General features: G+C 61.4%; 23 protein-coding genes and 1 pseudogene. 11 read left to right on the top strand and 13 right to left on the bottom strand.

The genetic code is table 11. The features are described 5' to 3' along the window. The first annotated feature begins 133 nt into the window (after positions 1–133). Entirely contained in the window at positions 134–433 is a 300-nt protein-coding gene (locus NK8_RS21070; protein ID WP_213229464.1) for a hypothetical protein, read from the top strand. A gap of 101 nt (positions 434–534) precedes the next feature. Beyond that, positions 535–879 carry a hypothetical protein gene (locus NK8_RS21065; RefSeq protein ID WP_162067933.1) on the top strand — a complete coding sequence of 115 codons (345 nt, stop codon included), beginning with the start codon at positions 535–537 and terminating at the stop codon, positions 877–879. Between the two features lie 113 nt (positions 880–992). Here NK8_RS21065 and NK8_RS21060 read toward each other — a convergent pair whose 3' ends face one another. From NK8_RS21060 to NK8_RS21050, 3 genes are all read right to left on the bottom strand, one after another. After that, positions 993–1,568: a transglycosylase SLT domain-containing protein gene (locus NK8_RS21060; protein WP_213229462.1), complete on the bottom strand. Its 576-nt coding sequence runs from the start codon at positions 1,566–1,568 to the stop codon at positions 993–995. A gap of 105 nt (positions 1,569–1,673) precedes the next feature. Next, positions 1,674–3,083, bottom strand: coding sequence for an MFS transporter (locus NK8_RS21055; protein WP_213229460.1), 1,410 nt, complete (start codon positions 3,081–3,083; stop codon positions 1,674–1,676). A 100-nt stretch (positions 3,084–3,183) separates the two neighbouring features. Beyond that, positions 3,184–3,738 (bottom strand): phosphonate degradation HD-domain oxygenase, encoded by a 555-nt coding sequence (locus tag NK8_RS21050; protein WP_213229458.1) that lies wholly within the window; start codon positions 3,736–3,738, stop codon positions 3,184–3,186. 93 nt (positions 3,739–3,831) lie between these two features. Here NK8_RS21050 and NK8_RS21045 point away from each other — a divergent pair, with 93 nt between their 5' ends. Next, positions 3,832–4,152, top strand: coding sequence for a hypothetical protein (locus NK8_RS21045; protein WP_213229456.1), 321 nt, complete (start codon positions 3,832–3,834; stop codon positions 4,150–4,152). 88 nt (positions 4,153–4,240) lie between these two features. Next, positions 4,241–4,840, top strand: a complete 600-nt coding sequence (locus NK8_RS21040; protein WP_213229454.1) for a DnaJ domain-containing protein — start codon at positions 4,241–4,243, stop codon at positions 4,838–4,840. A gap of 84 nt (positions 4,841–4,924) precedes the next feature. Here the strand turns inward: NK8_RS21040 and NK8_RS21035 are convergent, their stop codons facing one another. From NK8_RS21035 to NK8_RS21025, 3 genes are all read right to left on the bottom strand, one after another. Beyond that, positions 4,925–5,173, bottom strand: a complete 249-nt coding sequence (locus NK8_RS21035; RefSeq protein WP_162067928.1) for a hypothetical protein — start codon at positions 5,171–5,173, stop codon at positions 4,925–4,927. A gap of 344 nt (positions 5,174–5,517) precedes the next feature. Then, positions 5,518–5,898: a VOC family protein gene (locus tag NK8_RS21030; protein WP_213229452.1), complete on the bottom strand. Its 381-nt coding sequence runs from the start codon at positions 5,896–5,898 to the stop codon at positions 5,518–5,520. Continuing rightward, positions 5,895–6,218 (bottom strand): hypothetical protein, encoded by a 324-nt coding sequence (locus NK8_RS21025; protein WP_213229450.1) that lies wholly within the window; start codon positions 6,216–6,218, stop codon positions 5,895–5,897. Before NK8_RS21025 ends, NK8_RS21030 begins: the two co-directional genes overlap by 4 nt. 231 nt (positions 6,219–6,449) lie before the next feature. Here NK8_RS21025 and NK8_RS21020 point away from each other — a divergent pair, with 231 nt between their 5' ends. Beyond that, positions 6,450–8,645: a SulP family inorganic anion transporter gene (locus NK8_RS21020; RefSeq protein WP_213230480.1), complete on the top strand. Its 2,196-nt coding sequence runs from the start codon at positions 6,450–6,452 to the stop codon at positions 8,643–8,645. Between the two features lie 42 nt (positions 8,646–8,687). On the opposite strand, the gene NK8_RS21015 is transcribed toward NK8_RS21020, so the two are convergent. After that, on the bottom strand, positions 8,688–8,897 hold the full coding sequence (locus NK8_RS21015; protein ID WP_061175001.1) for a hypothetical protein: 210 nt from the start codon (positions 8,895–8,897) through the stop codon (positions 8,688–8,690). Positions 8,898–9,196: 299 nt separating this feature from the next. Here NK8_RS21015 and NK8_RS21010 point away from each other — a divergent pair, with 299 nt between their 5' ends. From NK8_RS21010 to NK8_RS42845, 5 genes and pseudogenes are all read left to right on the top strand, one after another. Then, positions 9,197–9,694, top strand: coding sequence for a DUF3280 domain-containing protein (locus tag NK8_RS21010; RefSeq protein ID WP_225936340.1), 498 nt, complete (start codon positions 9,197–9,199; stop codon positions 9,692–9,694). Between the two features lie 131 nt (positions 9,695–9,825). Further along, complete coding sequence (locus NK8_RS21005) at positions 9,826–10,872, top strand: glutaminyl-peptide cyclotransferase (RefSeq protein WP_213229446.1); 1,047 nt, start codon at positions 9,826–9,828, stop codon at positions 10,870–10,872. Positions 10,873–10,879: 7 nt separating this feature from the next. Further along, positions 10,880–11,005 carry a hypothetical protein gene (locus NK8_RS43695; RefSeq protein WP_367657789.1) on the top strand — a complete coding sequence of 42 codons (126 nt, stop codon included), beginning with the start codon at positions 10,880–10,882 and terminating at the stop codon, positions 11,003–11,005. An 85-nt stretch (positions 11,006–11,090) separates the two neighbouring features. Continuing rightward, a pseudogene (locus NK8_RS43690) lies at positions 11,091–11,621 on the top strand (glycosyltransferase family 2 protein); the annotation flags it as partial. A 229-nt stretch (positions 11,622–11,850) separates the two neighbouring features. After that, positions 11,851–12,093, top strand: a complete 243-nt coding sequence (locus NK8_RS42845) for a hypothetical protein (protein ID WP_225936355.1) — start codon at positions 11,851–11,853, stop codon at positions 12,091–12,093. A gap of 21 nt (positions 12,094–12,114) precedes the next feature. Here NK8_RS42845 and NK8_RS20995 read toward each other — a convergent pair whose 3' ends face one another. Continuing rightward, positions 12,115–14,466, bottom strand: coding sequence for a TonB-dependent receptor (locus tag NK8_RS20995; protein ID WP_213229443.1), 2,352 nt, complete (start codon positions 14,464–14,466; stop codon positions 12,115–12,117). 175 nt (positions 14,467–14,641) lie between these two features. On the opposite strand from NK8_RS20995, the gene NK8_RS20990 reads away from it, so the two are divergent. Next, positions 14,642–15,610, top strand: a complete 969-nt coding sequence (locus NK8_RS20990) for an ATP-binding protein (protein WP_213229442.1) — start codon at positions 14,642–14,644, stop codon at positions 15,608–15,610. Here NK8_RS20990 and NK8_RS20985 read toward each other — a convergent pair whose 3' ends face one another. The 5 genes from NK8_RS20985 to NK8_RS20965 form a co-directional block, all read right to left on the bottom strand. Continuing rightward, entirely contained in the window at positions 15,611–16,240 is a 630-nt protein-coding gene (locus NK8_RS20985; protein WP_225936339.1) for a GAD-like domain-containing protein, read from the bottom strand. A 220-nt stretch (positions 16,241–16,460) separates the two neighbouring features. Next, positions 16,461–16,877, bottom strand: a complete 417-nt coding sequence (locus tag NK8_RS20980; protein ID WP_213229441.1) for an Imm70 family immunity protein — start codon at positions 16,875–16,877, stop codon at positions 16,461–16,463. A gap of 2 nt (positions 16,878–16,879) precedes the next feature. Then, positions 16,880–17,791, bottom strand: coding sequence for a hypothetical protein (locus NK8_RS20975; protein ID WP_213229440.1), 912 nt, complete (start codon positions 17,789–17,791; stop codon positions 16,880–16,882). Next, positions 17,792–18,148, bottom strand: a complete 357-nt coding sequence (locus NK8_RS20970) for a DUF4150 domain-containing protein (protein WP_225936297.1) — start codon at positions 18,146–18,148, stop codon at positions 17,792–17,794. Next, the gene (locus NK8_RS20965) at positions 18,133–19,413 is read right to left on the bottom strand and encodes a DUF2169 domain-containing protein (protein WP_213229439.1); all 1,281 of its coding nucleotides are present in this window, start codon (positions 19,411–19,413) and stop codon (positions 18,133–18,135) included. Before NK8_RS20965 ends, NK8_RS20970 begins: the two co-directional genes overlap by 16 nt. Positions 19,414–19,417: the final 4 nt, after the last annotated feature.

The raw sequence follows: 19,417 nt of genomic DNA, 5'->3' as shown, positions 1-19,417 counted from the left end.
CGGCATCCGAAGAGAATTCATCCGCGTATTTGTAATCGTTGAAATGTGCAGTTACCAACTGCTGCAGTTATTTCTTAGCTGTCTGCTTAAGATGACTTCCATAAACCCGGCCAAACGGGAAATGGAGAAGCTCATGAAACGCGCAGCACTTGTCTTGTTGATGATCGGTAGTTTGACGGTAGCGGGCCAGGCGTCGGCGCATGGACATGGCGGCGGTCATCATGGCGGCGGCGATGGCGGTGCGATCGTCGGGGCGCTGATCGGCGGCGCGGTGCTGGGCGCGCTGGTGACATCGGTCGCCAGTGCCCAGCCGACCTATGCGCAGCCCGTCTATCAACAACCTGCGTACGCGCAGCCGGTCTACACGCAACCCGCACAGCCGCCCGGCTACTGCTACGACAACTATCGCGGCGCCTATGTGCCCTGCTATTGATCGCCCAGGCAACGAAGACGCGGCACGTCGCTTGCGCTGATGTGTACACGATCGCTGCGTCGAATGCGCCGCGACCGATACGCAAACTCTGGAGACTTGCGATGAACGCGACTACGAAGAAGCTGGTGATTTCCGCGCTCGTGCTGGGCTTGTCGGGCGGCGCTTATGCGCAAGCAGGCGGCTCGATGGGCGGGGGCGGCAATGGTTCGTCCGGTTCCGGCTCGGCGGCGGCGGGCAAGGGCGGCGGTGTCGGCATGAGCGGCACTGGAATGGGCGGCTCGTCGGACGGCACAGCCGGCACCGGCGCGAAGAGTGGCATGGGCAACGATGCCACCAACGGCATGAGCCAGGATCAAAACACGATTCAACGCAGCGCGCCGAATAACGGCAACATGAATTCGGGCGGCACGCCGTCGAAGGGCACCGGCACGCAGAAGGGTTATTGATTCGGAGCTAGCGCGCATTCAGGTGCGATCGCCGCGTCGTCCGGACGCGATTGCGGCATCCGCCAGGCAGCGGCGCGCGATATTACTTCGAAAGAGAAAGAGAAAACTGACTGTTACTGACCGTTCGCCGATGCGGCATCTACCGATGCTGCCGGTTCGAACGTTTTCGCGCGCAAGCTGACCTTCTCGGCATAGGCGCGCGAGCCGCCGTAGCTCTTCAGCGCGGCGTCGAGGTCGCCCTGGGCGGATTTCATATAGCCGTGCAGGATGGCCGAGCCGGTTTCGATGTTGTCTTCCGGATCGGTCAGATCCACATTGCGCACGAGCCGCTTGTGCGCAGACGGCACGACCTGCATCAACCCGGTGGCATTGTTCGGCCCTTTGGCCGTTTCCTTGAAGCGCGATTCGATCGAGATGATGGCGAGCAGCAGCGCTGGAGGAAGCGAATATTTGGACGCCGACGACATGACCGCCGATGCGATCGTCTGAGCCTTTTCGCGCGCCACGCCGAATTTGCGCGTGAGAACTTCCGAAATCTTGTGACTTGCCTGCTGGAGCTTCGGGTCTTGCTCGGCGGTGGACTGCGCCGCGACATCGCTTGCGGCGAGCGGATTCTCCTGCGCGAGCGCGCCGTGTGAGGCGCTCAGCGTGACTGAAAGGGCGGCAAGGATGACGAGGAAACGGCGCATCGGTTGGACGGATCAAAGCGGAATCGCATTATAGCCGCATAAAAAATCCTTGTGGATCATAGACTTGTCTTAAATCTGATGTTTCGTTTCGGAAATCGGCACGAATTACGTGCGCTCGGCGCGTTTCGCCGAGGGAGCGGAAATTCCTTCGCCTGCTTGTTCCGAGAGCCGCAGGAACATCGGTAGCGAGGCCAGAACGACGAGCGCGGTCACGATAAAACCGCACGCGAGCTGCCAGCGCTCGGTGTGCGCGCTGCCGGAAACGAGCATGGTCGCCTGGATCGTGCCGGCCGCGACCGTCACGCCGACCGCCTTCATCAGTTGCTGCGCCGTCCCCTGAAACGACGTGGCGGCGGCCAGACGCGGCTTGGGCACATCGGCGAAGGCGAGCGCGCCCATCGTCGCGAAACTGAGCGAGCGCCCGAGTCCGCCGAGCAGCAGGAGCACGAAGATCGCGGCGGCGGGCCAGGCTTGTGACATCGTCGAGCAGACGAGCAAAACAGCCACGAAGACGACACTGCCCGCGCATAAAACCGTGCGTACCGAGAAGCGCCGCAACGCGAGCGCGGTCATCGGGCGCATGCAGAACGAGCCGAGCGCGCTCGCGAAAGTGACGAGGCCGCTCGCGGTCGCGCTATAGCCGAAACCAGTTTGCAGTGTGAGCGGCACGAGAAAGGGCAGCGCGCCCGCGCCGGCGCGAAACAGGCTGCCCGCGACGGTCGCGGCGTGGAACGTGGGAATCGAGAGCAGCGAGAAGTCGATGGCCGGATTCGGCACGCGCCGGCAATGCAGCACCGTCACGCGAAAAAGCAGCAGGCCGACGGCGACGCAGATCCACGGCACGCCCACCGGCAGCACGCCCCGCCCCGCGCTCTCGATGCCGATCATGAACAGACTGAGCGATGCGCCCGACAGCAGCATCCCTTGCAGATCGGGCGGGGTGCGATCTTCGATCGGCGATGGCGGCAGCAGCTTCCACGTGAGCAGCAGGCCCACGATGCCCACCGGCACGTTGACCCAGAAGATGCTGCGCCACGAGAGCGCGTCGGTGAGAAAGCCGCCGAGCGGCGGACCGAGCAGGGGACCGACGAGCGCGGGCATCGTGAGCCAGGTCGTCGCCTGCAGGAGTTCTTCGCGCTTGACGCCGCGAAACAGGATCAGGCGGCCTACGGGCACCATCATCGCGCCGCCGAGACCTTGCACGACGCGCGCCGCCAGCAATTGCGGCAGGTTCATCGCGGCGGCGCACGCGACGGACGCGAGCGTGAACGTGGCGATCGCCCACATGAACACGCGGCGCGCGCCGAAGCGGTCGGCCACCCAGCCGCTCGCGGGAATGAACACGGTCAGCGCGACGAGATACGCGGTGATTGCGCTGGACAGATGAACCGGATCGACCTGAAGATCGCGGGCCATCGTCGGGATGGCGGTCGCGACGATCGTGCCGTCCATGTTCTGCATGAAGAGCGCGCTGGCTATGACGGCGGCGGTGATCCGGAAGTTGCCGCCTTTCACGATGCCGCGCTCGCTCGGGTGCTGAAGGCTTGCTGCAAGGCGTGCTGAACTGGGGATGGTTGCATGGCGCACAGTCTAGCGCGATACAGCGCGTGCGCGCTCAGGCACGCGTGAGCGCGACGCTTGCCGCCATCTCCATGAAATAGGCCAGCCCGGGCGTGACGCGCTGCGCGTCTTTCGCTTCGTCGTCCCAGCGTCGCAACGCGATGGCGTCCTGCGCGTAGGGCTTGGCGAGAAAGGCTCGCGCGGCTTCATCGTCGAACATGCCGCCTTGCAGGCGCAGGCTGCGTACCGAATCCGCCGATAGCCGCGCGTGATACGACGGATCGATCGCGCACAGGCAGCGCTTCGCATCGACATGCAGGCGAATCGGTTCGAGCACGGCGGGGGAAAATAGCGGGCGCAGGAATGGCAGCGCGAAATACTGATGCAGATCATCGACGTCGCGTTCGGTCGGCGTTTCGCCCTGCAGGTTCAGCAAATGCCCGAGATCGTGCAGCAACGCGGCGACGATGAGTTCGCGGCTTGCGCCTGCCTGCTCGGCGAGCGTCGCGCTTTGCAGCGCATGCTGCAACTGCGTCACCGGCTCGCCGCTATAGGCGATCGAGCCGTGCTGATCGAAGAGATGCCGGATGTCGTCGAGAGAAAGGGCCATCGTAAGGAAAGGGTATGCTGATGACGTGAAAACGCGCGATTTTCGCAGGCCTTCATGACGCGATGATGGCCGCGCGCGCAAGGATTCGTCCCGATGCCTCTGTTCTTCACCCGTCATCCCGCGCTCGCCGGACTCGATCGCGCGTCACGGCGCGACGTGCGCCGCATCGCGTGGTATTTCGCGCAACGGCACTGGAGCGTGCACGCGCCGGCGTTCGTGTGGATCGTGTTCGTGCTGCTGCATACGCGCTATCAGATCGTGCCCGAACGGCGCGATTATCTGCTGATCACGCTCGTGATCTTCGTGCTGGCGGTGATCAATATCCGCCTTCATATCGCGCGCTATCTGAAGCCGGCGCGCGCCGTCTTCGACACGCTCGGCAGCACGGCCGCGCGCACGATCACCGGCCGATGATGTCCGTGTTGCAATGCCGCATCTCGCGAAGAGACCCCGTTTTTCGCGTGTTACGATGCCTGGTCGACCCGTATCCACCGAACGCAAGATGGCAACGCTATACGAAACGCTCGGCGTGAACGAGCACGCCACGGAAGAAGAAATCAAGCGCGCGTATCGCAAGGCCGCGATGCGCTGCCATCCGGACCGCAACGCGGGCAACGAAGACGCCGCACGCGCGAAGTTCCAGGAAATCAAGGAAGCCTACGCCATCCTCTCCGACCCGGCCCAGCGCGGGGTCTACGACCGCATCTATGCCGAAGAGATGGGCCGCTGGCAGGAGCGCGTGCGTCAGGAAGAAGCGGAGCGCGAGGCGCGCGAAGCAAAGGAACGTGAGACACGTGAGGCGCTCTATGCGGAGCGCGTGTCGCTCGCGATGCGTTTCGCCTCGCAAGGGCATAATCGCGATGTCGTGTTCGGCGTGCTGCTCGGCGCGTCGTGCGATGAACCCACCGCGCGGCAGATCGCGGACAGCGCGATCGCGCTGCATGAATCGCGTCAGGCAAGAGAAGAACGAAAAGAAGAGCCGGAAGAAGAAGTCGAGGCACGTGGCAACGACAAGAAGGAAGAGAAGGAAGCCGCCACCGCCGACGCTTCTAATCCGCTCGGCGCGATGTGGTTTCAATTCCTCAACAATCTGCGTTTCTGATTATTGACTGCATTCGCGAGGAACGCCCTGTTTTATGAGCGGGGCGGCGAAAAACCAAAAATCGAATCAGGTAAAAGCGATCAATCAGGCTGCAAGTCTTTCGCTGCGCATATTGCTTTGCTTCGGCGCGGGCGGGTAAACACACCAGTGGCCGTCGTCGTGACGGAAGAAGAACAGTGCCCTCGACGCCGCCCCGTGCAGGGCTTCGACACACACATAGCGACGCCTGTCGGAACGCGTGCGGCTGAACTGCCTCACATGCACGGGCATGCTGCCCGGCGCGAGCCATTTTTCGACCTGGTAACGAAGGGACCGCTCATTCGCGCATTTCATTTCAGTCTCCTGCATGCGGCATTCATGATCGGGTTATCGGCCGAATTCGCCGATGTTTAACGCCCCGATCGATGAAACCCCTGCCGCAACGCATCACGTTCTTGACAAAGCACTTTAACTCTACGCCTTGAATCCGTGAGCCGTGCCCGTTTTTGCGAAATAGCAACAGTGAGCTTTCGCGCGCCCTTCTGCTGCACCCCGTTCATGCAAAAGCCGTAACGCCATGGATTCATCGTCATCCAACGTGCTGCGCGGGTATGTGCGCGATCGTTCATATCAAATGGCCGATGCGTACGTTACCCGTCACTGACATCCAAGCGAACATCGTGCCCGCGTCGCGCGGATCAAAGCGGGCGCGCGAAGCTCAGTTCGTGACCATCGGGATCGGTGAGATGGAAGTAGCGCTCGTGCCACGGCGCATCGCGTGGCGCGAATTGCGGCGCGATGCCGTGCGCCAGCGCCTTCCGATAGAACGCGTCCACATCGGACACGTAGATGATGACGCGGCCCCAGAACCGGATCGGGCCGTGCGTCTCGCTGGTGAGATTGAGAAACGAGTTTCCGAGCGCGAACGACGTGAACGCCTCGTTCGCGCCGCCATACAGCGTGCGAAAACCGAGCGCTTCATAGAAGCGCACCGCGCGCGACATGTCGTGCGTCGCGAGCGTGATCGCGCTCAGGCTTTCGACGTGCGCGTCGCTGTCGTTGGGTTGTGGTTCGTTCATCCCGAATGATGGTGATGCGACACGAGCGGCAGCACCGAAAGATCCGGATGCGTGCCATCGACGATGCTCTTGCCGATATGCCGCGCGTCGTCCACGGCGTCCTGCGCGGACTTGTAGGCGTCCTCGCCGTCGGCATGAAAGTGCACCGCTTCACCCGGCATATTCGCGTTCGCGCCGGGCCTGCACACATGACCGATATACACATAGCGGTCCACTTTGCTTTGCGGCGCGTGCTCGGGCGTCGGTTTCAACTGCGGCAGCACGTGTATCTCGAACCCTTCGTAATCGAAGACGTGCCATTGAGCGGGATCGTCGGGCATGATCGCCTCCTTGGAGTCATGTTCGCTCGCTCGTCAACGTTACTCCTGTTGCCGCGATGAATCCACCGCGGTGCACGCTCACGTAGGATGTAAGCGGAGAATTGACATCGTCTTCGCGCGCGACGGATACTTTGCGCGCACTCGCGCGCGAGCGCATCCGTCAGCCGTTTCCCCGCTTCGGGAGGCGCCGTGAAGCCAGCCACGCCACATCGCACGGTCCTCGCGCGCGCCATGCCGCGCGCGACCGCGCTCGTCGGCGACATCACCGCGGGCACCGTCTCCACGCTCGTCATGCTGTGCTACGCGATGAGCCTCGGCACGCTCATCTTCAGCGCCGATCTCGCGCGCTATGCCGAACTCGGCGTACCCACCGCGCTCGTCAGCTGCATCGTCACGGCGTTCGTCATCGCGCTGACGAGTTCGATGCGCATGAACATCGGCGGGCCGGACAGCAACGCGACCGCATTTCTCGTCGGCGTCGCGGCGGGCGTCGCGAGCAGCGTGCGCGCGAACGGCGGCACGCCTACCGTGATCCTGCTGACGGTGCTCGTCGCCATCGCGTTGTGCTCGCTCGTGACGGGGCTGATTCTCTTCGCGATCGGTTCGTCCAAGCGCAGCCGCTCTCTGCAATTCCTGCCGTATCCGGTGATGGGCGGCTTTCTCGCGGGCACGGGTTATCTGCTGATCGCGGGCGCGTTTCGCGTACTGACGGGCGTCGCGCTCGACTGGCACACGCTGCCGCGGCTCGTGCAACTGCACTGGCTCGCGTGGGCGCCCGCGCTTTTCGTCGGCGCGCTTGCGACGATCCTCGCGCGCACCTGGCGGCATTCGGCCGCGTTGCCGATCACGCTCGTCATCGGCATCGTGCTCTTCTATGTGCTCTTGCGCGTCGCCGGCATCTCGCCCGACGATGCCCGCAACATGGGCCTCCTGCTCCAGCATGTGCCGATGCACGCGCTGCACATTCCGGAGCTGCATCTGCCGTCGTCGCTGGCGCATGGCGAAATCGACTGGCGCGCGATCGTCGCGCACCTGCCCGAGACGCTCATCGTCACGTCGGTATCGGCGATCACGATCATCATGAACTCGACGGCGATGGGCGCGGCGACCGGACAGGACATCGATCTGAATCGCGAGATGCGCGCCGCCGGCCTCGCGAATATCGCGAGCGGCCTGTTCGGCGGCATGGTCGGCTATCAGTCGTACAACCGCTCGATGCTCAACGCGCGCGCCGGAGCGACGAGCCGCGCCGCCGGAGTGTTCGCCGCGCTCGCGTGCCTGTTCGTGCTGATCGCGTCGCCCGATCTCGTGTCGCTCTTTCCGGTGCCCGTGCTCGTCGGCATGCAGATTTACATGGGTCTGCGGCTCATGATGGACTGGCTCGTCGGCGCGTATCGCAAGCTCACGTGGCATGAATATCTGCTGGTGCCGCTGATTCTCGCGGTGATCGCGTTCTATGGCGTGATTGCCGGCGTGGTCGCTGGCGTGGTCGCGGCGTGCGTCACGTTCGCGCTGCTCTATGGCCGCGCCGGCTGCGTGCGTATGGAGTTCGACGGCCGCACGCGCACTTCGAATGTCGAACGCAGCATCGAGGAAACACGGCTTCTGATCGATCGCGGCGACGAGATCTGTGGCGTATGCCTGCAGGGTTTTCTGTTCTTCGGCTCGGCGAATTCGATGCTGCAGCGCATCCGCGAGCGCATTCGCTCGCATGGGCCGCGTCCGGTGCGCTATGTCGTGCTCGACTTCGCGTGGACCAACGGCATGGACGCGTCGGTGTCGCTCGCGTTCGTGAAGCTGCGTCAGGCTTGCGGGGCGATCGGCGCGGATCTCGTGCTGACCGCGTTGCCGCGCAACTCGCGCGCGCTGCTCACGCGCACTGGCGCGCTCTCGCTCGGCCTGCGCGAGTTCGACACGCTCGATGCGGGCCTCGAATGGATCGAGGCGCAGCAGCTTGCCGCGTTGACGCGCGCGCCCGAACCGTGCGTGCCAGCCGGAGATTTTCGCGCGATGCTCGCGCCGCATTTCACGGCGCGCGCGCTCGAAGGGCTCGCCGGCCTGCTCGATGTGTGCGACATCGGCGCGGGCGAAGCGCTGTTTCGGCGCGGCGACGCGGGCGATGCGCTCTATATCGTCGAGGCAGGACGCGTGACCGTGTCGCTGCCGCTTGCGGACGGGCGCTCGGTGCGGCTGCGCTCGTTCGGGCCGGGGACGATCATCGGCGAGATGGCGGTTTATACGAACGCGCCGCGCAGCGCGGATGTCGTCGCCGATGAACCCGCGCGCCTGCGGCGTCTCACCCTCGCGGGCCTGCGCACGCTCGAACTCGACGACCCTTTGACCGCGCAGGAATGGCATCGCTTCGTCGTGAAGATGATGGCTTCGCGTCTTGCCGTCGCGGACGAGGCGTTGCGCGCGGCATCGTGAGCACGCATCCGGCAAGCGATGCGTGCCCGGCGTGCGTGCGCGTCAATTGTCGCGTTCGCTGCCCTTGATGCGCCCTTCGAAGATCGCGGTGTTGATGTCCCAATCGTCGATGGTCGCGTAGCCACGGCCGTCGACGGTCGCGAGCACCGCGCGTCCGCCGACGATGCGCTTCATCTGCGCAGGCGTGAGCGACGCTTCGTCGGTTTGTGCGCCGCCGGGCGGCAGATCCTGGATGACAAGCGTGTGTTTCATGATGGTTCTCCCTGGCTAAATGGAATCGGACGTGTCGAGCACGGCACATGCTCGCCCGTGTTTTTGCAAGCGCCATGCCATTCGATGTGACGAATGTGGGCATGCGCTCATGCGTCGCTGCAAGGCGTGCGTGGCGTGGCGCGCGGCATCTTCCGTTCATTCGATGCGCCTCTTGATCGCCGCGGCATCGGCCGGTATGTTGGATGCGCGCGAACAGGTCTGCGATCTGCTGTTGGCGCATCCTGCCGCTCATCATCGAGGCCACGACCATGATCCACCTGCTTCGCACCATGCTCGCGATGGCGCTCGCCATCGTCATGAGCGGCGCGTTCGCGCAAGACGCGTCCCAATCGATCGCGATGCTCGACTGCACGCTCATCGACGACAACGCCGCCTACAACGACGCTGAAATCAACCGCATTCAGTCCGAGCGACTCGGGATGGTGAGCGGCGCCCTGCGCGACGATCTGCGCGAGCGCGCGCTGTTTCGCGTCGCCGACAATGCGAAGGCCGGCGATCTGATCGCATCGCTGCAACGCACGCAGGACATGAACGCGTGCAACGGCTGCGAATTGCGCGTGGCGAAGCAACTCGATGCGTCGCGTGTGGGCGTGTGCTGGGTGCAGAAGATCAGCAATCTGATCCTCAACATGAACCTGCGCGTCGAAGATGCGGGCACCGGCACGACGCTGTTTCAGCGCTCGGTCGACATTCGCGGCAACACCGACCTGTCGTGGCGGCGCGGCGCGAAGGCGCTCGTCGACCTGCTCGCGAGCGATCCCGCCGCGACGCGTTAGATTGGCGCGTCGCAACATCCGTTGGCGAATTCGGGAATTTCTCCCGGCCGATGCCGTTGCCACGGCAGCGCCGATTGGGCTAAGTTGGACCACGAACTCGAACAAGCCAAACGAAACTGCTGGAGACGACCATGCATGTCAGATTCAAAGCGGCGGTCCTCGCGCCATCGCTCGCACTCGCGGCGAGCCTCGCGCACGCCGCCGCGCCGACCGCCTATGTAACGACCGAAAACGCCGGCGTCGGCGTCATCGATCTCGACAACCTCTCGCTCTCGAAAACCTGGGACCTCGGCAAGGACGGCCCGCGCGGCCTGTCGCTGAACAAGGACGGCACGCGTCTCTACGTGGCGAACAAGGCGACGAGCGATCTGTCGGAGATCGATACGTCGTCGGGCAAGGTCGTGCGCCGCGCGAAGATCGGCAAGAATCCAGAGTTCGTGCGCGTGTTCGGCGGCCATGCGTACGTGACCTACGAGCCGGGCGAAAGCGGCGGCCCGCCGAAGCCGGGCGAGCCGGAGAAAGATGACGACGATCCCAACTCGCCGCCCGCCGAAATCGCCATCGTCGATCTGAAGACGATGAAGGTCACGCATTCGGTCAAGAGCGGGCACGAGACCGAGGGCGTCGAGTTTTCGCCGGACGGCAAGCTGATTCTCGTGACCAACGAGGGCGATGACACCGTGTCGGTCTATCGCGTCGGAACGGGCAAGCCGGTACGCACCGTGAAGCTCGCGAAGGGCTCGCGCCCGCGCGGCATCAAGGCGTCGCCCGATGGCAAGCAGTATGTCGTCACGCTGGAGAACGCGAACAAGTTCGTCGTGCTCGACGGAACGAGCCTCAAGACCGTGAAGACCGTCGACACGAAGACGGGCCCGTATGGCGTGTCGTTCGATCCATCGGGCAAGCGGCTGCTGGTGGCCGCATCGCGCGACAAGACCTTGCAGGTGTTCGATGGCACCACGTTCGAGCACATGCAGGACGTGCCCGTCGGTCAGCGCTGCTGGCACTTCAGCTTCACGCCGGACGGCTCGAAGCTGCTGCTCGCGTGCGGGCGCTCGAACGCGGTCTATGTGCTCGACGCAGCGGACTACAAGGAGGTCAAGCAGATCGGCGACTTGCCGCTGGCGTGGGGCATCGTCACGTATCCGCCGGGCGCGGGGTCGATCGTCGGGCGCTGATCGTCACTTGATCGTGCATGAAGAAATGGCCGCCTTGCGCGGCCATTTCGCTTTCTGCGGCGCGTCATTGCATGAAGCGCAACGCGCCGCATCCTTGCCGGCTGATAGTATCGGCGTGACCGACCTTATTTGACAGTTATCGTCAGCGCCGCGCGGATAATGCGTGGCGAGGTCCGGATCGAGGCCTTCAACGCCAGCGATGGCCTATTCATCGAACCATGCCGAATATCTCCGTAGTCATCCCAACTTATAATGCGCAAAAGTACATCGTCGAAACATTGCATTCGCTGTTGCGACAAGACGCGGACTTCGAGATTCTGGTTCACGATGACGCCAGCACCGATTCCACGCTCGATCTCGTGCGCGGTCTGAATGATCCGCGCATTCGCCTTTTCCCGCTCGAAAACAACGTGGGACGGCCAGCGAATGCAAATCGGGCGTTCAACCTGTGTCGTGGCGAATATATCGCGCGCATCGATCATGACGACATCGCGGAACCGGAGCGGCTGAGCAAGCAGGCGGCGTTTCTCGACGCCAATCCGGATGTCACGGTCGTGGGCTCGCAGATCCGGCACTTCGGCGAAGAAGACATGACGAGCGAATTCCCGCTCGATGACGCGAACATCAAGGCGCGTTTCGTAACCGGCGCCGCGTACATCGCCAATCCGAGCACCATGTTCCGTCGCGACTTCGTGCAGCAGCATGAGCTTCGTTACGACCCGAACCTCGATGTCGTCGATGATCTCGGTTTCTGGTTCGACTGCATGCTGCACGGGGCCCGCTTCGCGAATCTGCCGGAAGCGCTCACGTCGTATCGCATTCACAGTGGCATGACATCCCTCAACCTGAATCTGCAGAAGCTGCATTCGGCCAAGATCCGTCTTTACTCGCGCATCCTGCCGACGTTCTATCCGCGCATGACGGGACACGATGTCGGCAACGTGTGCAGGCTGTATGCGTGGCCGCTCGAAAATCGACATGAGCCTGGACGACGTTCTTGCGTTGCATCGCTCCATGGGCGTTGCGATCTCCGAGATCGATCTGCGCTGGGGCGCGGATCCCGCGCAACTGGAAGGCGGGCTTCTCGGCATACTCGGCCACAGAATGGGCTTGAGGGACCAGAAGAACCCGCGCAACGATGAAGAAAAACATCAATGCAACGTCGCGCTCTGGGACGGCATCAACGCGCGCGGCATTCCGTGGAAGTCCTGGCAGGAATGAGCCGCGCGCATCCGTGCCGCTTCACTTCCACGCGTAACGCATCCCCACCCACACCCCGCGCGGCGCACCGACGCCGAGGAACTGCTCGTTGACGGTGTCCGCTCCGTTGAACGTGTGATTCGGCCCGTTGAAGAAGTTCTCGCCGAGAATCGCGAAGTTCGCGTAGCGCTTGTTCAGCAGGTTCTTCACCGTCGCGTAGACCTGCAGTTGCTTGGTCACGTTGTAGGTCGTATCGAGATCGATCAGGAAATAGCCTGCGACGCTGCCGTTCGCGTCCTGATTGTTCTCGTCGCCGCGCGCGAAGATATTGCTGCGATACGTGAGATTCGTGCCGATGTTCCAGCGCGGGATCGGGTTGTAGTCGACGCGCATCTTCACGGTGTTCGCCGGAATGCCCGGAATGCGATCGCCCGAATGCACGGTGATGTTGCCGTCGCCGTCCGCGCTCGAGTTGCTGGCGCTGCTTTCGGTCCACGTCGAACGATACGTCGCGTTGACATAGCTGTAGCTCGCCGCGACGCCGACCGGTCCCCATTGCGTGCGCCCTGCCAGCTCGAAGCCTTGCCGGCGCGTCTTGCCGACGTTCTGGAAATAGCCGAGTGTGCTGGCCGCGCCCTGGCTGCTGACGAACTGGATGTCGTCGGTGAGCGTCGTGCTATAGGCCGCGGCGCTCCACGTCGTATGACTGCCGACGCGCCCGCGCGCGCCGATCTCGAAGGTCTTCGAGATAACGGGCTTCAGGTCCGGGTCCGCGATGAAATCGTTGGGCAGCGAGCAGGGCGCCGCCGGGTCCGCGCACGCAAGCTCGATAGCGGTCGGCGAGCGCATGCCTTCGTTGTAGGTCGCGTAGGCGGTGAAGGACGGCGTCGGATTCCAGTTGAAGCCGATGGCGGGATTGAAGCGCGAGAACGTGTGATTACCATCGAGCAGCGGCTGCACGCCGCTTTCGTCGCCGATCGTCGCCTTCGCCCAGTTGTAGCGGCCGGCGAGCGTCATCGACCATTGCTCGTTGAACGACAGCGTGTTCTCGAAGTAGATGCCCCAGTTTTCGTTGCGCGTATTCGCGTCGGTCTGCGGCACGAACGGACCCAGGCCGATGGTCGCGCGCGTGTCGGTGAATTCCGCCGGCTGCGACGACTGCGTGAAATGCGAATTGGCGAAGTCGCCCGCCGCGCCGAGAATCAGTTGGTTATCCTTGCCGAACAGCTTGTTGAGCAGCGTGAGCTGCAGGCTCGCGCCATAGCTGTCCGTCACGATCACCGACTGATCGTTGAAGGCTTGCGTGAGTTCGTCGGCATCGTCGCCGTTCGGGTCGAAATCATCGTTGACGTTGGAGCTCACGTTCTTGTTTCGATAGTGCCGGTAGTACACGTTTCCGCTCAACTGGATGTTCGGCGTGAAGTAATGCTCCGCGTTGATCGTCAGATAGCCGACCTGATTCTCGTTGGTGTCCGGAAACGTGTAAGCCTGCCGGAAGTTGTCCATGAACGAGCGCGGGATCGTCTGCGAGCCGTTCAGGGTGTTGTCGGCGCCGCCCATCGAAACGGAGATGGTCGTATCGGCGTCGGTGTAGCGAATCTTGCCGAAGGCCTGACGCAGGCGGCTCGAATTGTGGTCCGCCCAGCCGTTATCGTTGGTGAGGTTCGCGGTGAAGTAATAGTCGAGATGATCGCCGATCACGCCGCCCTGTTCGATCTGCGCGACCTTGCGCCCCCACGAGCCGAAGCTCAGATCGACGTTGCCGCCGGGATTGCTGCGGCCGTTCTTGGTCTGCACCGCGACCGCGCCGCCGAGCGTGTTGAGGCCGAAGGTCGGATTCGAACCGGGGATGATCTGCATCGTCTGGATCGCGGCCTGCGGAATCAGATCCCAGTTGACGACATCGCCGAAGGGCTCGTTGATTCGCACGCCGTCCATGAACACCGAGAGGCCTTGCGGCGTGCCGAGCAAGGGCGAGGCCGTGAAGCCGCGATAGTTGATGTCGGTTTGCGACGGGTTGCCTTGCGCGTCGTTGGTATCGACACTCACGACGTTCTTCTGCAGATAATCGGTGACGGTCGACGAATGCTGCGCTTCGATATCGGCGCCCTTGATCGTCTGCACGTTGGCCGGCACTTTTTCGAGCGGTGTGCCGACGCCCATGAGCGGCGTGGTGCCGACGACGATGATCGAAGGCAGCTCCGTGTTCGGCGGCGTATCGGTCTGCGCGACGGCTGCCGATGCCGGGGCGGGCGCTTCGGCGGTATCGGCTGGGGGCGTCTGCGCCCACGCGGCCACGGTGATGCTCGCAAACGCGCTGCCGAAGACGAGCCGCAATCCTGCTCGGGGTTTGAACGGATGCGCGCGCGCGGGCAGGCGCTGCATGCTTCTCATCGTCGTCTCCTTTTATATTCTGATCCACGCGAAAGGAATGTTTCCCTGAATGAAAGCGTCGCATAAGAATGGACGCGTGGACCGGGAGCTTTTCCCGATCGCGCAGGGAAGCGTTCCCAATCGCGTTCCACCTACCTCACCGCATGAAGAAGGCGTGCGTAGAATGCATTCCGTGATGCCATCCGAATCCTTGCCCACTCTCGCAAAAGACGTCGACCGTCCCGCGCCGCGCTCGTCGGTATGGCGCGATCTCGCGTGGGTGCTGGCCGCCACGCTCGTGGCCGGCGCGCTGTTCGCGCGTTTTGATTTCAGCGAGTTCGCGTATCGCTGGACGCGCAGCGCCGAACGCTTTCAGCTCGACGAACTTCCGCCGACGCTCGTCGTGCTCGCCGTCGGCTTCGCATGGTTCGCGTGGCGGCGTTATCGCGAGGCGCAGTCGGAAGTGCGCCGGCGGCGCGCGCTGGAGGAAGAGGCCGAGCATCTGCTGGCCGAGAACCGGCGCCTCGCAAACCAGGCGCTCGCCGCGCAGGAGACCGAGCGCCGCCATCTCGCGCGCGAACTGCACGACGAGCTCGGTCAATACCTCAACGCGATGTCGCTCGATGCGGGGCGCATCCGCGATCTGTCGGCGGGGCGCGAGGCGGAGATTCATCGGCTTTCGCTGGCGCTGATGCAAAGCGCGACGCATGTGTATCGCGAGATCGGCGGGATGATCCGCAAGCTGCGTCCGATCGGGCTCGATGAATTCGGCTTGCCGACCGCGCTAGAACATTGCGTCGAGGGCTGGCGCGAGCGCTTGCCCGATGCGACCTTCACGCTCGCCGTCGACGGCGATTTCGACAATCTGAGCGATGCGCTCAACATCACGCTTTACCGGCTCGTGCAGGAAGGGCTGACGAATGTGTCGAAGTTCGCGCGGACCTCGCGCGTGGAGATTTATCTGGCGCGCGCGCCGGAGGAAATCGTCGTGACGATGGCCGATGACGGACCGGGCGTCGATCTGTCGAAGCCGCGCGTGGGGCTGGGCCTGATCGGCATGCGCGAGCGCGTGGAAGCACTCGGAGGAGAGTTTCAGATTGCGAGCGAGCCGGGGGCGGGGTTTTTGTTCTGTGCGCGCGTGCCGGCTCAGGCGGGACTGCGTTGACTATAACTTTGAGATCAGTTCGTTGAGGTCTTTACAAAATGGAAAAGTCGGGGGCGATAATTGGCGTAGGATTGTCAAATGCTGGTCGAGTTTGACCTTGGCCAGACCGTCGATCACCATCTTTCCGCCGGCAATCAATGCAGGCTCAAAAGCGTACATCTCGTCAGGCTCGACTGCGCCTAGTCTGCTCAAGGCCCGCGCAAACAGCGGTTTGCCGGATTCATCTTGAAGATCACAGGTTGCTTTATCCAGGCCGAAAAATGCCCTTAGCGAAAGGTCCAGTTGATCTGGCTTTTTTCGCGTTAGATTCCTAATAAAAATCGAATTTACTAGCGGCGCAATTTTAAGGCTGCGGCCGGTGGATTCGCCGAATAGGAACAGTTCCCCAAATGCTGTTCGAGCAATAGCATGGAATGCGTCGACTTGTTCCAAGGGCGTTCCGTCAAGCCATTCGTCGACCAGATCTTCATAATCGTCAGGGTCGACGGTCCAGAACAGTCCATCTGAATAGCCACTCCAGCCCTCATCCTTCCAGAAGGAGAGCAGTCGTTCGGGAAGCTTCCCACGCCATTTACCAATTGCTCTATCAGGAACCTCTACCCGATGCGCCGCTTCGCCAAATTCTTCGATGAAAACTTCGAAATCTTCGTCTCTCGTCTTATTCCCGTTCCTCGACAGATTTCCAGCTTCACGTTCATCTTAGAGCGCATTTCTTGTCAAGGTGTTGGACGCGGTCGAGAAGAGATACTTGGGACCACATTTGCTTCAGCAGGCCAACCCTCAAGACGCAAGACAATTATAATCATTGCCGCGCCTCACTCCTGAAACCGTTCGTTGAAACCGTATTGTCTTAAATTTTTTCTATTAAGACAGAACATTCTTTTTTTTCTGCAAATCTAAATATTTCGAGGAATGTTTCGAAGAGATCGCGACCTGTGCTAGTGACAAAATAATTGGAGAGTGAAGTTATATCTTCACTTATATCGTCGCCCCAAGGCGGCTCCTTCGTTCGATCGTCGATATCCCATATTATCGACGAAGGGCTATATTTTGATAATTCCTTCTGAATTTCTGCCAATTCCTCAAGCGCGATCTTTATTTTGCTTGACGGCACCATGCCATCGTAAAAATCAATCGAAATGACGGGGAATCGGCTCCCTCGACCGGCTTGTTCCAGTAAACCCTGAACCGTAGAAAAAAAAGCGTTAAGGAAGCTCGCCGCACCGATTTCTGTCACGATCGAAGCCGTACGAATGCCAATAGTCATCATCACCTCAAAATCTGAATGCTTTCATACTTGATTGTACCATTGCTTTTCTCGGAGATAGTCTGAATTACCTCTTCCAGTCGATCCATGCTGATTTTTTGTCCGCGAACGTCTATATATATGGATTGAACTGTTCCTTTGGGCAAATCTTTTGCCCTCGATTTGGCTTGACTGGAAACATTATCAATAAGCCTCTCTTGTCCGGCGCGTGTCTCGACATTGTAATTCTTTACTTCAACACTCGAACCGTCCTTGTACCAGTCAGGTCGAGTACTGCCCTTGGTTCCATATTTAACCTCTTCGCCGTCTTTGAATGAAACCTGCTCTCGATGGCCGTCCAATTTATTTCCGACGTCTTTTTCACTCTCTCTCCACGATGGGCGTTTCGTGCCATTGATTTTTCCGCCGCCGCTGTCGGCGGATTTTCCAGTATCGCGGAGACCGCGTGACTCAGCTAGCCCTGTCTTCCCCGCAGCCTGCTTCTCCCCTGCTTTTGCCGCGTCTGCCGCAGTCTTCTTCTCTACCTGCTTGGCGACTTCCTTCGCCGTCTGCTTTGTCGCCTGTTCGGCAATCAACTCTCCGCCCTTTATACCAGCCTTGACCCCGAATTCGGCAGCTTTACCCGCTGTACCGACGGCTGGAATCAGATCGAGTACTGCTGCGCCGCCCGAGATCGCGGCATTGACGGTGTCTCCTTCAGCGGCGTAAACAATCGCATCCGCGCCATCGAATATTGCGCCGACCACTGGAATAACACCCAACAGAGACAGTCCGCCGTGCACCCATGGACTCGTTGCGGCCCACCATCCTTCATCCTTCGTTTCTGGCTTGATGGGCGGATTGGACTTGCTTGCGGACGTCTTCGAAGCAGCAACCTCGCCTTGGAGGCGCCCTTGCGTATTTCCTTTGCCCATCTATTCACCGTTCATCCAGAACATGTCGCCATGTCGCACAACGTATTTGCCTTGCGCGCGCACGGTACTGCTCTTCTCAATGGGGCTGCACTTGGCTCCGACAGTATTGCTTGCAACTCCGTTGGCCGATCCGGCCTGGTCGCCATTCGTCTCTGGCGCATAACTCGCGTCGAAGACAAACAGCGCGTGCCCGTTGGCACGCACAGTGGAGATCACGCCTGCGCTGCTCGCAAGGGTCGCCGTCACGGGATAGGGCACGGGTGGTGTGCTCCCTCCCACCGGTGTCTTGCATACATCTGGCATCAATGAAACGATGGTCCAGTTGCGATCCTTTCGGGCGATCACGTTGTCTGCCATTGCTTCCTCTCAGGATGGGTGAATGAGTTGTCTGCATAGCGAAGCAACGGTGCAGTCGGGTCGGTTTCGAATCTTGCTTCGCACACTCGCACTTCGGGTGTCAGCGGAAAAATGGCTCGCCAAGTGAGCGATACGCGCATCTGCTCCGCGTCGATAACGATCGTGTCCAGCGGCATCTGCACTGGAAAAATCGCTCCATTGGCGAGCCGAAGCGCGGTTACCGCGCGATGACCGGGTAACCTGGCGATGAGATGGCCCGAAAGCGTGCAAGACGGATGCGCGAGATTGATCAACTCGAAGGCGAAGTCCGATTGAGGCCAAGGAATCTGCTGGTCGGCGGGCGCGCTGTTCCAATAACGAAAATCGAAGTTCTGAGGCAGGTAAGGCCAGCGAGCCCTGAGCCATTCGTCATCGTAGGTGCCCGCCAGAGCCAGCCGTGGCGCCCACGCACGACCAACTACTCCGAGGCCGACCGGTGAGACGCCGTAATTCGATGCGATGGTCGACATGTGAAACGCATCGGCTTCTTCCTCCGGATGACGCGCAACCACGAGTTCATTCTGTGGCTTATCCATCGATTCGATTTGGGCCGCACGAACGAATCCAACGCCATCGCGTTGCTCGACAGATTGCAGAACGTCCGTGGAAGAACGGCTTTCCTTATGCGTGGCCAAGGCGGGAAAGCGCCGCTCGATCCATCCACATCCAATAGGATTACTGAAGCATGCTTCGTTGATGAGGACATCACCGGAATCACGTTTGGATTCCACGTAGCTTCGACCGCCAAACGCATATTCCCAACGGACGGGCAGGGTAACGATCGGTGTCGCTCGGCTCAGACTCCACCCAAACAGGCCACTCGCCCAAACGCGCGGGCCACTGATGCCGATTGATTTTTCGATCATGCATCGACTGCGATCCCACAGCCAAAGCCCCGCTTCCCAGGAAGCCGCGGGTGTTCCACCCGGTGCATGGGCCGTGGCACGAACAATGACGTCACATGCAGGCTTGAAGGGAGCGAGATCACTTTCCTCTCTGACACTGCTCAGACCCACTTCTCCTTCATACTCGTCGGCCATCACAAGTGGAAGCGCGTCATCGCCTTCCAGGAGAACACACTCGTGCGTGATCGGATTCTGTGGATCGGGTGTTCGTCCTATAAGCTCGTAACCTGCTTTGAGTACGACTACATGAAACTCGTTGCCAGGTATGTCGACGGCATTGAACGCCATCGCGTGCAATGGCGTCAGGTTTCGGAATTCCATCGAT

This window comes from Caballeronia sp. NK8 (assembly GCF_018408855.1).
In the GTDB taxonomy this organism is placed as follows: domain Bacteria; phylum Pseudomonadota; class Gammaproteobacteria; order Burkholderiales; family Burkholderiaceae; genus Caballeronia.
The sequence above is the reverse complement of the archived record's forward strand: the minus strand, read 5'-3'. Positions and strand labels throughout refer to the sequence as shown.